This window comes from Treponema sp. B152 (genome assembly GCF_024181665.1).
Taxonomy (GTDB): Bacteria; Spirochaetota; Spirochaetia; order Treponematales; family Treponemataceae; genus Treponema_B; species Treponema_B denticola.
This window is the reverse complement of the sequence record NZ_CP058668.1, coordinates 2,098,796-2,111,322: the sequence shown is the minus strand read 5'-3', so window position 1 is coordinate 2,111,322 and position 12,527 is coordinate 2,098,796. Positions and strand designations below refer to the sequence as shown.

Here is a 12,527-nt window from a genome sequence, read left to right as displayed (position 1 = left end):
AATTAAATCCTGTCGAACCTTTCTACTTCGGCATCGTAGTTGATGCCTTCGACATCAAAGCCGTTTGAGGCTAAAAAGTCGTGGCGGTAGCCGGCAAGGTCGGTTAGGCTTTCGGCATTTTCGCCGGTTACTTTTTCCATTAAAGCTGAAACTGCCTTTTGAACGTCTTCTTCAAGCTCCCAGTCGTCGATACGGATTCTGTTTTCTTCATCGACGGGAATTGTGCCGTCTTTACGGTAGAGTCTCTCTGCATAAAGGCGGGTAATTTGCTCGATACAGCCTTCGTGGTTTCCTTTTTCTTTCATAACCTTAAACAAGGAAGCGAGATATAGGGGAATTACGGGGATTACCGCACTTGCCCTTGTTACCAAGCCCTTGTTTACCGAAACAAAGGCCCGTATTGACGGGTTTTCTTTGTTTAGGCGGTGGGCTGTTGCTTCAAGGTGTTCTTTCGCCTTTCCTATGGTGCCCTTTCGGTAGAGTGCCTGTGTAGCTTCCGGGCCGATATAGGAATAGGCTAGGGTAATGCAGCCTTCTTCTAAAAGACCTTCCTTTGAAAGCCGGTTTATCCAGCGTTCCCAGTCTTCTCCTCCCATAACCTTAACTGTAGCAGCAGCTTCTTCATCGTTTGCAGGTTCGGCGGAAATTTCTTTTAGTTCTCCCGTAAAGGGATCGACCGTCTTACCCGTAAAGGTTTTGCCGAAGGGTTTTAAGACGGATTTGTGCATTATGCCTGTGTCGGGATCGGTTCTTACAGGGCTTGCCAAGCTGTAAACTATAAGATCGAATTTAATTCCTTGCTTTTTGGCTTCTTCGATTACTTGTGCCTTGATTTCATCGGAAAAGGCGTCTCCATCTATAGTTACGGAATAAAGGCCTTCCCTTTTGGCAGCCTCGTCAAAGGCCAGGTTGTTGTACCAGCCGGGTGTGCCGTACTTTGTTTCGCTTCCGGCCTTTTCAAAGGAAACGCCGATAGTGGCGGCCCCATAGCCGAATGCTGCCGTTATTCGGCTTGCAAGTCCGTAACCGTTCGAGCAGCCGAGAACCAGCACGTTTTTAGGGGCTTTTGCTCCGGCTTTTACCTCAGCGGTAATTCTCTTTTTTGTGTACTCTATTTGATCCTCAACGCCTTTTTTACATCCTTGCGGATGAGCGTTTAGACAAATATTGTTCCTAACCATAGGTTTTACAATCATATCATACCTCCAATAATTATGATGTTTTATGCTTTGCACAAAACTCTAAGATAACAGCGAGGCGGAGTTTCTGCCGAGCTGTTTATAGTTTCTCTAGAATCTTTCCCTTTTAATTTCAGAATTTGGCTGCATCATATACTGTTATCAAAGTCGAGCAACACTATGCAGAAATTAACTGCTTATATTCCATAATTGCAACTTCCTGTCCTGATGTAAAACAGTTATCTGCACGATTATAAATATCTTGAGCTGTCTGTTCATCAAGGTAATATTCTCCACAGTCATCACAAATTTTTGCCGGAACACTGCGGAAAATAACCGTTGCATTGCCGCGGGTAAGTACAACTTGTGTAGTGCCTTCTTTCATTTCTCCAAACTTGCAAATTGGACATTTCATATCAATCCCTCCTCTTTGTGAAATCAGAAGTCCATAACTGTGTATTAGGTTCATAAACCGTGATAATATATTCTATATCATCATTTTGATCATAAGCCGAAACAACATGAATTGGTCTATTACCATCATATCCAAGAATAAGTCGGCTTGGATATGGAGTATCATCCGGATATTCTTTTATTATAACACCATTTTTTATAATATTTTTTATCGTATCAGGTGAAAAAACACGCTCGGCCATACGCTTAAAAACATGCCCGGAAAAGAGATATTTCACAAAACACCTCCGACTTTTTAACTTAGTGTATTATAGCATATTTTAGTCTTTCTGCATAGAAATTTATATACTTTGTCCGGTGTATACTATGCTCTATGGCTGGAACAGCCTATGCTCCCAGTCCGCCGTCGACTCCTAGGACTTGGGCGGTTATATAAAGCGATAAGTCCGAAGCCAAAAAGACTGCGGCGTTTGCTATGTCTAGGGGCAGTCCTGCTCTTTTTAAGGGAATGCCCTCGATCCATGCCTTCCGCATTTCTTCGTTTACGGCGGCTGTCATATCGGTTTCGATATAGCCGGGGGCGATGGCGTTTACGCGTACTCCTCTTCCTGCCGTTTCTTTTGCAAGGCTCTTTGTAAAACCTATAAGGCCAGCCTTGCTTGCGGAATAGTTGACCTGTCCGCCTTGACCGTGAAGGCCTACGATACTTGTCATATTGATAATCGAGCCGGCTCTTTTTCTAATCATATCGGAAGAAACAATTTGCGAGGCGACAAAAACGCCTGTTAAGTTTACGCGTAAAACGTCTTCCCAGTCGGAAAGCTTCATCCTAAATGAAAGGCCGTCTCTTGTAATACCTGCGTTATTTACAAGTACATCAAAGCCGCCCGATTCTTCGAGGGCTTTTTTTACTGTTTCGGTAAGGCCTTCCGCATTGCCGCAGTCAGCGTATATTTCATGAAATACGCTTCCTTTTCCTTTTGCAAAAGCCTCCATTTCCGCCTTGCTTGCAGAAGGTTTTGTACATAAGCCCCAAACTTCGGCTCCCTCTTCAATGAATCTTCTAACAACCTCTTTTCCGATTCCTCTCGAAGAGCCTGTTACCAATGCCTTTTTTCCTTTTAATAACATCATACTTGTACCTTTCCTATTATATAATCTTATTTAGCTGTTCCAAAGTTCCTGTCGGTGAACATGCGAGTTCATCCGATGCAAAACCGCTGTCTCTCCAAAGATTGCACAGGGTGTTTCCCGGGCCTACTTCTAAGAGACGGCAGGGTTTTAAGCTTCCGCTTAAAGAAGCGATTTCCCTTTCTTCGCTCGTCCATAGGACGGGATGGGTAAGGTGAAGGACTGCGTTTGCTTTTGCTTCTTCTCCCGATTTTACTTGCTTGCCCGTAACGTTTGAAAATACAGGGATTTGAGGGGCTTTAAAGTCAAAACTTTTTAAGACTTCTTCAAATTCTTTTGCCGCTTCTTCCATTAGGGGTGAGTGGAAGGGGCCCGCAACCGCAAGGCGGACGCATCTTTTTGCTCCGGCTTCCTTGCACAAGTCTTCTGCAAGGCTTAAGCCCTCCGCCGTTCCCGAAATAACGGTTTGAACGGGACTATTCATATTGGCAGCAAATACTATGCCGCTTTTGGGGTCGGAATAGGGCTTTAATAGCTCCAGAACTTTTTCGGGCTCAAGTTTTAAAATAGCCGACATGCCTAGGGCACCGGAGCCCTCTGTTGCCTTTGCTGCAATCTTATCGCAGGCTGCCTGCATAATAGCCCCTCGTTTTTGTACGATGCGAATCATATCTTCAAAGCTTAAAATACCGGAAGCATAGAGAGCTGAAAACTCGCCCAGACTGAAACCTGCAATAGCCTTAGGGCTGATTCCTTTTTCTTTTAAAACGGCAAGAATAGCCGTCTCAACCGCAATTATAGCCAACTGGCTCTTATCGCTTCTTGAAAGCTCTTCGTTTTCGGTGTTCCGTAAAAGGGCATCAATATCCTCTCCGGTTATATCGCCGATTTTTTTTATTAGGTCCTTTGCGGCTCCGTATTCGTCAACAATATCTTGAGCCATTCCCTTAAATTGGGCTCCCTGCCCCGAAAATAAAAATATACTGTTCATCATAATCCTCTCTTTACCATATTTATTCTAGAACCTTATTACGGCACCGCCCCAAGTGAGCCCGGCCCCAAAGCCTGCCGTAATTATTGTTGTTCCTTCAGTCAATTTTCCTTGAAGCCTCAAATCATCGAGGGTTATCGGAATGGAGGCGGCCGAAGTGTTTCCATAGTTTTCCATATTACATGCGAATTTGCTCATATCGGTGTTAAGCCTTTTTGCGGCGGCTTCTAAAATACGCTTGTTGGCTTGGTGGCATACAACTAAGTCTACATCTTCCATATTGATGTTTTCTTTTTGAAGAAGACTTTTTACGGTTTCGGTTATAACGCCGACTGCAAAATTGTAGACGGTTCTTCCGTTCATTTTTAGATAATCTCCCATATAAAGAGCTTCATAGCCTGTTCCGTCAGAACCTAAAATTACCGAGCCTATGCCTCTCTTTGAATTATCAAAGGTGTTTTCAAGGAGGGCTGCCCCGGCTCCGTCTCCAAATAGTACGCAGGTAGAACGGTCTTGCCAATCGATTATTTTGCTTAAAACTTCGGTGCCGCAGACAAGGGCATAACGACGGCCGTGCCTTTCCATGAGGGCTGCTGCCGTATCTATTGCGTATAAAAAGCCTGAACACGCTGCCGACAGGTCAAAACATGCCGCATTTTTTGCACCCAGTTCTTTTTGGATAAGACAGGCATTCGACGGAAAGCCTTGGTATTCTGCCGTGGCGGTAGCACAGATAATTAAGTCTATATCCTGAGGATTTAGATTTTCATTTGCCAAGACCTGCTTACAGGCCTCGGCACCGAGGGATGCACTTGTATCTTCTTGGGAAGCTATATAGCGGCTTCCTATCCCTGTGTGGCTTCTGATCCATTCATCCGAAGTATCTAAAGAAGCGGGAAAATCGCTGTTGTGCATTATTTTTTTGGGGATAGCCTTCCCCGTTGTTTTTATTATAATAGCCATAGTTTTCTCGCTTTATAATTTTATGAGAAGCATTTTAGTATTTTTTTGATAGTAATGTCAACTGTTGGGGAAAATTTGGAAATATCTTTTATTTATTTTAATTATATGATATTATGGGACAGGTTGGATTTTAACCTAACTTTTTTCGCAAATTTATATTTGCTGTAAAAAGTTTTTATGGGAGGTGTATTTATGAAACCAACTCTTTTAGTTCTAGCTGCCGGGATGGGCAGCCGATATGGAGGAGTAAAACAAATAGCTGCTGTCGGAAGGCATGATGAAACCTTATTAGACTATGCCGTTTATGACGCGATGAATAACGGCTTTGGAAAGGTTGTCTTTATAATTAGGGAAGATATTGAAAACGATTTTAGAGAGCGCTTTTTTAATAGGATTGCACGGAATTGCAATGCCGATTATGTATTCCAATCTATGGACGGGTTTTTAACCGATGAGCAAATAAAAAGGGCCGTTAATCGGAAAAAACCTTGGGGAACTGCTCATGCTATTTTGTCTGCGGAGTTAAAGATAAATGAGCCTTTTGCGGTTATAAATGCCGATGACTACTACGGCCGCTCGGCTTATAAAACGATAGCAACCCATCTTTCAACCCTGTCAAATGATTCTACGGAACACGCTATGGTCGGTTATATCTTGGATAAAACCTTGAGCCGCTCCGGTTCCGTTTCAAGGGGGGTCTGCCAAGTAGGAAACGGTTACCTTATCGGAATAACCGAGCATAAGGATATTGCGTACAAAAAAGAAGGTTCAGTCGAAAAGATTGTTTCCGAGCATGAGGGAAAGGAAGTTGAATTTTCAGGTAAGGAAACCGTCTCGATGAACCTATTCGGCTTCTCTCCTAAAATTTTCGATTTTATGAATGAGTATTTTAAAGACTTTATCCATAAATATGCAGAAAGCGAAAAAGCCGAATGTCTTTTGCCTGAAGGTGTAGGAGCAATGATGAAAAAGGGCTTAGGTAAGGTTAAGGTTTATACTACCACCGAAAGATGGTTCGGAATGACCTATCCCGATGACAGAGAAATTGTAAAAAAAGAGCTTGAAAATAAGGTAAAAGAAGGCTACTATCCCGAATTCCTGTGGAGGTAATTTCTTTCTGTTAAGGCTTTTTCGACTTCGGGGGCAAAAAGAGCAAAGTCGTATTTTGTAGGATCTTCGGGACAAAATTCTTTAAGGCGTTCCGTTATTTCTTCTACGGCTTTGCGGTCATTTTGTTTGCGGGTTAAAAGGCCTAGAGCTCTTCCTCTTCGGGCACAGTGAACATCCAAAGGGAGATAGAGCTCAGACGGTTTAACGCTTTTCCATAAACCGAAATCGACCCCCTTATCCTTAGACCTTACCATCCAGCGTAAAAACATGTTCAGTCTTTTTGCTGCAGAACCGCCTTCCATATCGGCTATATGCTTTGTATTATGCGGATCCATGTTTTTGATAAATTCTTTTCTAAATCGGCTCATCCTGCTTATCAAAGGCTCATCTTGATTTTTAGATTTAAATAATTCTTCAAAATTTGAGCCCGATAAATAAATGCGTCTTATAGCCTTTGCTATGGCGAGGCTGTCTCCTCCGTTTAGGGTGCGGTGATAAAAAGTGTTTATTATTTTTAGTTGAGCCGATGTGCTTTGAGTTAAAAATGCGTGAGGCTGATTTTGTAAGAGAGCCATCAGTTTATCCGCACTTTTTAAGATGGCGGTTCTATTTCCCCATGCAAAAATAGAAACAAAAAAGCCTGCAATTTCTATATCCTCTTTTTTAGAAAAACGGTGCGGAATACTTATAGGATCGGCAGGTATAAAGGCCGGCTTTTCGTATTTTACTACCAGCTTGTCAAGAGTTTTTTTTAGGTCTTTAAATTGAGAGCTCATTATATCTTTATCTTAAAATTTGTTTTTAAAAGTTTTATAAGTTCCAGCCAGCGGGGATCGTGGGTGTCGGCAAGTCCTAAATCGCCTACAAAATCTCCTCTCTCTTTGAAGAACCAGTGAATAAGGTTGAGTCTTATTTCATTCTCATCCAGTTTTGCATTTACGATTTTTAAAATACTGAAGAGTTCATCCGCATTTATCAGCTTCCATTTTCCGCCGCTTATTATGTGGTAAACGGAACCGTCGCTTGCTCTTTCAATCCTAAAATCTTTTTTAGGCTGCGTTTTTTTTACGCTGCCGGTTTTTGCTCTTTTTTCTTGTATTTCCTGCAGGTCTTCTTCAAGAGCTTCCACCTGCATATTATATAAGTGAACACGAGCCTGTTCTATTAAAAACAAGAGGCCTTCAGCATCCATTTGCTTTGTGAGTTCCGCTAATTCGGTAACTAGTTTTTTTTCGGCTGCCGATTGTTTATAGGCGGAAATAGTTTTTTTAGCCGGAGCCTTTGCCGTTTTCTTTGCAGCGGTTTTTGCCGGGGTCTTAGCCTTTTTTGTAGTTTTTGTTTCGCTTGCTTTTTTTGCCATATCATCCTCCAAGTTCCTCGGTTTTACGAGTTTATTTTTTTATATAGCATGTCCAAATCATCTTTTGAAAAGTATGATATTTCGACAACTCCTTTTTTTAAGTTTCCCTTTATTTGAACCTTTGTCCCTAATGAGTTTATAAACTGCTGTTCAATATCTCTTAATTCAAAATCATCGGTAGAAAGCGATTGCGTTTCTTTTTTTTGTTTTTTTGTTATGCGTCCGATTCCAGAATTAAGATCGGCTGCCATTGACTCGGCTTCGCGTACCGATAGTTCCGATTCTAAAATTCTCGAAAAAAGAATTTTTTGATCGGCAGGATTTACTATGGATAGTAGAGAACGTGCATGACCAGCCGTTATTTTATTTACCCGCAAAGCATCTTTCATTTCTTCCGGCAGCTTTAATATTCTTAAACTGTTTGTAATTGCCGACCTGCTTTTGCCGACCCTCTTTGCAAGTTCTTCTTGGTTTATGGCTGCCAGTTCCATAATTTCTTGGTAGGCAAGGGCCTCATCGATTGCGTTTAGGTCTTCCCTCTGAATGTTTTCGATAAGAGCTACTTCCAGTTTCTTTTTTTCTTCAAAGCTGCGTAGGATTACCGGAACCGTTTCCAAACCTAAGCTGATGGCGGCTCTTGTGCGCCTTTCTCCGGCTATTATAAAATAACCCTTGTCCTCATGTTTTTCGGCCACAATCGGCTGAATTATTCCGTGTTCTTTTATTGATTCTGCAAGCTCGTTTATTTTTTCTTCATCAAAGGTTTTTCGAGGCTGATACGGATTCGGTTGCAGCAGTTTAGGGTCAATATTGATAATTGAGTCTTCGGAAATATTAAGCGATTCCTGAATTACATGATTTGCCGGTTGTTCTTCCAAGAGGGCATTGAGGCCCCTTCCTAATGCCGATTTTTTAGCCACGGTTCAGTACCTCATCTGCAAGTTTTTCGTAACTCCTTGCTCCCGTACATTTTGCATCATAATTGCAAATCGGAATTCCATGTGAGGGGGCTTCGGATAATCTTACATTCCGCGGAATAATAGTCGAAAAAACCTTGTCTTTAAAATATGATGATACCTGCTGTACAACCTCTTGAGCAAGATTGGTTCTTGAATCAAACATGGTAAAAAATATTCCGCCTATTTCAAGGGAAGGATTGAGACTTTGCTGTACCCTTTGAACTGTCTGCAAAAGGAGGGTTAAGCCTTCAAGGGCAAAATATTCGCATTGGAGCGGTATGTACACTTGATCGGCTGCCGTGAGCCCGTTTAAAGTTAAGATACCCAAAGACGGAGGACAGTCGATTAAAATATAGTCGTACTCGTTTTTTATGCTTTCGATAATATTTTTAAGATAGAATTCCCTGTCGGCTTCTTCTACAAGCTCTACAGTTGCACCTGAAAGATCTATTGAAGCAGGGATTGCCGATAAATTTTTTACCGTAGTAGGGTAGATGGTATTTTTTATTGAGGTCTTTTGGGCAAGGGCATCATAAATGGTCGGCCTCTTTTTTTGAATGCCGACGCCGGAAGACATATTCCCTTGAGGGTCAAAATCTATTAGAAGAGTCTTTTTTCCTGCCAGTGCAATGTAAGCACCCAAATTAATTACGGAAGTCGTCTTCCCGACCCCGCCCTTTTGGTTTACAAAAACAAATGTTTTTCCCATAATGCTTCATTATACATGATTTTTAATATTTATGTAAGGGGTTTTTAAGCTTAACGTTTTTTTAGGTATTAGAAGAAAATGAATTGAAAATTTTATAATATTATGTTAGAATCATCTAAATGGGGAAGTATTATGATAAATAAGGAAATCTTTGAAATTCGAGATAGATTTTTAGAAGCTGTTAAACCTCAAAAAATAATATTATTCGGATCATATGCTAAAGACTCTTTTACTGAAGACAGTGATTACGATTTTTATCTTATAATGCCTGATGATACTAAGAATGTATTACATTCGGCGCAGAAAGCCTATTTATCTCTGATAGATATGGATACAAAGCCTGTTGATATTGTTGTTAATACTGCTGCGGTATTTGAAAAAAGAAGTAAAATGCCCACACTTGAAAGAGTTGTTGCACAGGATGGAGTTGTTATTTATGAATGATGAAGCAGTCAAAGAATGGTTTGATTTTGCAAACATGGATTTTGCTTGTGCAAAACATCTATATGAAAATATGCATCCCAGGCCTTTAACTATTATCTGTTATCATTGTCAGCAAGCTTCAGAAAAATTTTTAAAAGGTTTGCTTATAGGGCTAAATGAAGAAATTCAAAAGACACATGATTTACTTGTACTGGCGAAATTGATAAAAAACAGCATCGATGTTCCGATTGATATTTTGAAAATATGTGCAATTCTCAATCCTTATAGTGTTAGAAGCCGATATCCGCAAGAGGTTTATGTAGACGATAATGATACAAAATATGCTATAGATTCGGCATACAGATTAAAGAAATGGGTAGAAGGTGCTGTTGATGCCCTCTAAAAATCGAGTTTTAGAAATTCTCTTATAAAAAATTACATAACCTTGACACAGCCCTTTAAAGAATAGTAGAATAATTCTTATAAAAACAAAAAAGGAATAGTATGGTTTATTTTGTAGGGGCAGGTCCGGGGGATCCGGATTTAATTACGATAAAAGGGCGTAAGCTGATTGAAAAAGCCGATATAATTATTTATGCAGGCTCTTTGGTTTCAGCGGAGCATCTCACGTTTGCAAAGCCCAACTGTAAAACTTATAATTCGGCTTCAATGACTCTTGAAGAAGTTATCAAGATTATGGAGGAAAACCGCAATGCGCAGATTGTGAGGCTTCACACCGGCGACCCTTCAATCTATGGGGCTGTCAGGGAACAGATGGATGAGCTTGATAAACTCAGGATCGACTATGAGGTTATCCCGGGCGTGAGCTCTTGTACGGCGGCGGCGGCGGCAATCAAAAAAGAGTTCACCCTTCCCGATGTAAGCCAGACAATTATCTTAACCCGCATGGAAGGCCGCACCCCTGTTCCTCAGGAGGAAAAGCTGGCGGCTCTTGCCGAACACAAAGCCTCGATGGCGATTTTTTTGTCGGTGCAAAATATAGAAAATGTAGTTGCAGAACTTCTTAAAGGCTATAAGGATGAAGCTACTCCTGCTGCGGTAATTTACAAGGCAACTTGGGAAGATCAAGAAATAATAATAGGCACCCTCGGCGATATTGCTCAAAAAGTGAAGAAGGCCGGTATAAACAAAACCGCCCAAATCTTGGTAGGGAATTTTATTGCGGGTGATTATAAAAGGTCTCAGCTTTACAATCCCGAATTTTCTCACGAATTTAGAAAAGCGGAAAAATGAAAAAGATAGCAGTTTATTCCTTTACCGAAAAAGGAAATTTATTGGGCGAGAAATTATCAGGCTTGGAAGATGATTTTATAATCGAGCATTTTTATAATGCAAAAACAGCCGGAGGAATCCGCTCCCTTATTCCCGATGATTTTAAAAATCGGGATGCCCTTATTTTTATTTCTTCTACCGGTATTGCCGTCCGCATGATAAAGGATTACATAAAGGATAAAACCCAAGACCCTGCGGTTCTTGTAATCGATGATTTGGGGCGTTTTGTAATTTCGCTTTTGTCGGGACATTTAGGAGGAGCCAATGCTCTCACCGAAAGAATTGCAAAGGCTCTTGGGGCAGTGAGTGTAATTACAACGGCTTCCGACGGCCGAAACATAGAAGCCGTCGACTTGTTTGCTCAAAAAAACAATTATGCTATTTTATCTATGGAAGATGCAAAGGTAATTACCTCCCTCATGGTAGACGGAAAAGCTATAGGCTTTTATTCGTGCGGAGGGTTTAATACCCCGACGCCCTGCGTTGTAACAAAGGGTATTAAAGCCGACTGCAACCACCTTATGAGAACAACATACCCCGACGCTTGCGTCGGGGTTGTTGATTCCGAAGATAAGGCTCCGCCGATAAATTATCCTCATCTTTTTATTTTACACGAAAAAGATTTTAATTCTCATTTAAAGGCTTTAACCGAAGAAAAAAAACTCGAAGGTCTTATCATCGTTTCAAATAAAAAAAGAGAAACCGTATCGGCTTTAAGCCGGCCTTTGCCCATCGTGCACTTGGTGCCTAAAAATTTAAATTTAGGGATAGGCTTAAAAAAAGGAGTAGATAAAGAAACCGTTGCCGAGGCTGTAAAAAAAGCCCTCGATTCAATAAACAAGGATTTAATAGCCGTTAAAGCGATAGCTTCGATAGACTTAAAACAAAACGAAAAAGGCTTGCTTGAATTTGCAAAAGAATTAAAAATAAGTTCCGTCTTTTTTTCTAAAAGTCAAATAGAAAAAATAGAAGACGATTTTGAAAAGTCCGAGTTTGTAAAAAAGACAGTCGGAGTTTATAATGTTTCAGCCCCTTCCGCCTTCCTGCTCGGCGGCAAAATAATTTTAGATAAGTTTAAACACGAGGGCGTAACCGTTTCGGTTGCGGAAGAATAAAGAATAAGACGGCTCTTTTCAAAAATATAGATAATCTGATAGAATATCCTGCCGATGGAAAAAGATAAATGGAATGCTTTTTGTAAATTTAAAAGCGAGTATAAAAACGAATGTATGCATTACCTTGATATTTTAGGATATAAATATAAGGAACCTTCTTTAGAAAACTGTGCCGCACAATCTTTTAAAAAAGAGAATGCTTCATTTTTTAAGGAAGGCTTGACCGTGCTTCAAGAAGAAGCGGCTTTAGCGGGTAAAACGCCTCCATATCCTGTAGAAACTCCGATTGTGTATAATCACTCTTGGGATTCGATTAACCAAAATGATGAAATTAAGCTCATCGTTATAGGCGATAATCCGGGGAAAAATGAGCAGCTGCATAAAAATCAAAAATATCTTGTGGGCCTTGCAGGAAAGATTGCGGATAACTTCTTTAAAAAAAATCCCTCGTTCGGAATCGATTTTAGAAAAAATGTTATCATCCTAAACAAAACGCCCATTCATACGGCAAAGACAAAGCAGCTGGATTATATTTTAAAAAAAGATGCGGACGGTTCTTTTAAAAAATTCTATGAAGAGTCTCAAATCTTTACGGCCCAAAAAACGGCTGAGCTTCAAAAAAAACTGGGCTGCCCAATTTGGCTTGTGGGCTACAGCGAGCTTAAGCCAGGCGGCTTATTTTATGCCTATGCAAATGAGATGAAGAATTTATATGCGGATAAAAAAGAACCGCCAATTTATCTTTATCAGCACTTTTCGATGAACAGATTTTTGATTGATCTAAAAGATAATTATGATAAAAGTATCAGCCTTGAAAAGAATTTATCTCTTTTAGGAATAAAGCATCGAAATGAAATTTTAGATTTTTAATAGGGAGGAGC

General features: G+C 40.6%; 16 protein-coding genes. 6 read left to right on the top strand and 10 right to left on the bottom strand.

What is annotated here, in order from left to right; all coding sequences use genetic code 11:
- Positions 1-2: 2 nt before the first annotated feature.
- The 6 genes from fabV to HYB91_RS09860 form a co-directional block, all read right to left on the bottom strand.
- On the bottom strand, positions 3-1,196 hold the full coding sequence (fabV, locus tag HYB91_RS09885; RefSeq protein WP_002676964.1) for an enoyl-ACP reductase FabV: 1,194 nt from the start codon (positions 1,194-1,196) through the stop codon (positions 3-5).
- Between the two features lie 160 nt (positions 1,197-1,356).
- A complete protein-coding gene (locus HYB91_RS09880; protein WP_002676965.1) occupies positions 1,357-1,593 on the bottom strand; it encodes a type II toxin-antitoxin system MqsA family antitoxin in 237 nt (78 codons plus the stop codon).
- Position 1,594: 1 nt separating this feature from the next.
- Positions 1,595-1,870: a DUF4258 domain-containing protein gene (locus tag HYB91_RS09875; RefSeq protein WP_002676967.1), complete on the bottom strand. Its 276-nt coding sequence runs from the start codon at positions 1,868-1,870 to the stop codon at positions 1,595-1,597.
- Between the two features lie 109 nt (positions 1,871-1,979).
- Positions 1,980-2,723 (bottom strand): 3-oxoacyl-ACP reductase FabG, encoded by a 744-nt coding sequence (gene fabG, locus HYB91_RS09870; RefSeq protein WP_044910011.1) that lies wholly within the window; start codon positions 2,721-2,723, stop codon positions 1,980-1,982.
- A 19-nt stretch (positions 2,724-2,742) separates the two neighbouring features.
- Positions 2,743-3,714, bottom strand: coding sequence for an ACP S-malonyltransferase (locus HYB91_RS09865; RefSeq protein ID WP_002676971.1), 972 nt, complete (start codon positions 3,712-3,714; stop codon positions 2,743-2,745).
- A 27-nt stretch (positions 3,715-3,741) separates the two neighbouring features.
- The gene (locus tag HYB91_RS09860; protein ID WP_002669852.1) at positions 3,742-4,677 is read right to left on the bottom strand and encodes a beta-ketoacyl-ACP synthase III; all 936 of its coding nucleotides are present in this window, start codon (positions 4,675-4,677) and stop codon (positions 3,742-3,744) included.
- A 192-nt stretch (positions 4,678-4,869) separates the two neighbouring features.
- Here HYB91_RS09860 and HYB91_RS09855 point away from each other — a divergent pair, with 192 nt between their 5' ends.
- Entirely contained in the window at positions 4,870-5,787 is a 918-nt protein-coding gene (locus HYB91_RS09855) for a nucleotidyltransferase family protein (RefSeq protein ID WP_002676972.1), read from the top strand.
- On the opposite strand, the gene HYB91_RS09850 is transcribed toward HYB91_RS09855, so the two are convergent.
- From HYB91_RS09850 to HYB91_RS09835, 4 genes are read right to left on the bottom strand one after another with little or no spacing between them, the layout of a single operon-like run.
- Positions 5,763-6,563, bottom strand: coding sequence for a TIGR02757 family protein (locus HYB91_RS09850; protein ID WP_002676973.1), 801 nt, complete (start codon positions 6,561-6,563; stop codon positions 5,763-5,765). The two genes, HYB91_RS09855 and HYB91_RS09850, sit on opposite strands and share 25 nt — an antisense overlap.
- On the bottom strand, positions 6,563-7,147 hold the full coding sequence (locus HYB91_RS09845; protein WP_002676974.1) for a hypothetical protein: 585 nt from the start codon (positions 7,145-7,147) through the stop codon (positions 6,563-6,565). Before HYB91_RS09845 ends, HYB91_RS09850 begins: the two co-directional genes overlap by 1 nt.
- Before the next feature lie 23 nt (positions 7,148-7,170).
- Complete coding sequence (locus tag HYB91_RS09840) at positions 7,171-8,067, bottom strand: ParB/RepB/Spo0J family partition protein (protein WP_002676975.1); 897 nt, start codon at positions 8,065-8,067, stop codon at positions 7,171-7,173.
- Positions 8,060-8,815 (bottom strand): ParA family protein, encoded by a 756-nt coding sequence (locus HYB91_RS09835; RefSeq protein WP_002676976.1) that lies wholly within the window; start codon positions 8,813-8,815, stop codon positions 8,060-8,062. The genes HYB91_RS09840 and HYB91_RS09835 overlap by 8 nt, the downstream gene beginning before the upstream one ends.
- Positions 8,816-8,947: 132 nt before the next feature.
- Between HYB91_RS09835 and HYB91_RS09830 the strand changes: the two genes are divergently transcribed.
- From HYB91_RS09830 to HYB91_RS09810, 5 genes are all read left to right on the top strand, one after another.
- Positions 8,948-9,259, top strand: coding sequence for a nucleotidyltransferase family protein (locus HYB91_RS09830; RefSeq protein WP_038133843.1), 312 nt, complete (start codon positions 8,948-8,950; stop codon positions 9,257-9,259).
- Positions 9,252-9,641 (top strand): HEPN domain-containing protein, encoded by a 390-nt coding sequence (locus tag HYB91_RS09825; protein WP_002669859.1) that lies wholly within the window; start codon positions 9,252-9,254, stop codon positions 9,639-9,641. The genes HYB91_RS09830 and HYB91_RS09825 overlap by 8 nt, the downstream gene beginning before the upstream one ends.
- A 101-nt stretch (positions 9,642-9,742) precedes the next feature.
- Positions 9,743-10,492 (top strand): precorrin-4 C(11)-methyltransferase, encoded by a 750-nt coding sequence (gene cobM, locus HYB91_RS09820; RefSeq protein ID WP_002676978.1) that lies wholly within the window; start codon positions 9,743-9,745, stop codon positions 10,490-10,492.
- Entirely contained in the window at positions 10,489-11,646 is a 1,158-nt protein-coding gene (gene cbiG, locus HYB91_RS09815) for a cobalt-precorrin 5A hydrolase (RefSeq protein ID WP_002676983.1), read from the top strand. Before cobM ends, cbiG begins: the two co-directional genes overlap by 4 nt.
- Before the next feature lie 54 nt (positions 11,647-11,700).
- The gene (locus tag HYB91_RS09810) at positions 11,701-12,516 is read left to right on the top strand and encodes a hypothetical protein (protein ID WP_002669863.1); all 816 of its coding nucleotides are present in this window, start codon (positions 11,701-11,703) and stop codon (positions 12,514-12,516) included.
- Positions 12,517-12,527 lie beyond the last annotated feature (11 nt).

Excerpts from the sequence above, each read along its gene's own strand:
- HYB91_RS09810 (WP_002669863.1), top strand. The coding sequence starts at position 11,701 with ATGGAAAAAGATAAATGGAATGCTTTTTGTAAATTTAAAAGCGAGTAT.
- fabG (WP_044910011.1), bottom strand. The coding sequence starts at position 2,723 with ATGTTATTAAAAGGAAAAAAGGCATTGGTAACAGGCTCTTCGAGAGGA.
- HYB91_RS09835 (WP_002676976.1), bottom strand. The coding sequence starts at position 8,815 with ATGGGAAAAACATTTGTTTTTGTAAACCAAAAGGGCGGGGTCGGGAAG.
- HYB91_RS09855 (WP_002676972.1), top strand. The coding sequence starts at position 4,870 with ATGAAACCAACTCTTTTAGTTCTAGCTGCCGGGATGGGCAGCCGATAT.
- HYB91_RS09880 (WP_002676965.1), bottom strand. The coding sequence starts at position 1,593 with ATGAAATGTCCAATTTGCAAGTTTGGAGAAATGAAAGAAGGCACTACA.
- HYB91_RS09830 (WP_038133843.1), top strand. The coding sequence starts at position 8,948 with ATGATAAATAAGGAAATCTTTGAAATTCGAGATAGATTTTTAGAAGCT.
- HYB91_RS09865 (WP_002676971.1), bottom strand. The coding sequence starts at position 3,714 with ATGAACAGTATATTTTTATTTTCGGGGCAGGGAGCCCAATTTAAGGGA.
- HYB91_RS09825 (WP_002669859.1), top strand. The coding sequence starts at position 9,252 with ATGAATGATGAAGCAGTCAAAGAATGGTTTGATTTTGCAAACATGGAT.
- cbiG (WP_002676983.1), top strand. The coding sequence starts at position 10,489 with ATGAAAAAGATAGCAGTTTATTCCTTTACCGAAAAAGGAAATTTATTG.
- HYB91_RS09845 (WP_002676974.1), bottom strand. The coding sequence starts at position 7,147 with ATGGCAAAAAAAGCAAGCGAAACAAAAACTACAAAAAAGGCTAAGACC.
- HYB91_RS09850 (WP_002676973.1), bottom strand. The coding sequence starts at position 6,563 with ATGAGCTCTCAATTTAAAGACCTAAAAAAAACTCTTGACAAGCTGGTA.
- fabV (WP_002676964.1), bottom strand. The coding sequence starts at position 1,196 with ATGATTGTAAAACCTATGGTTAGGAACAATATTTGTCTAAACGCTCAT.
- HYB91_RS09860 (WP_002669852.1), bottom strand. The coding sequence starts at position 4,677 with ATGGCTATTATAATAAAAACAACGGGGAAGGCTATCCCCAAAAAAATA.
- cobM (WP_002676978.1), top strand. The coding sequence starts at position 9,743 with ATGGTTTATTTTGTAGGGGCAGGTCCGGGGGATCCGGATTTAATTACG.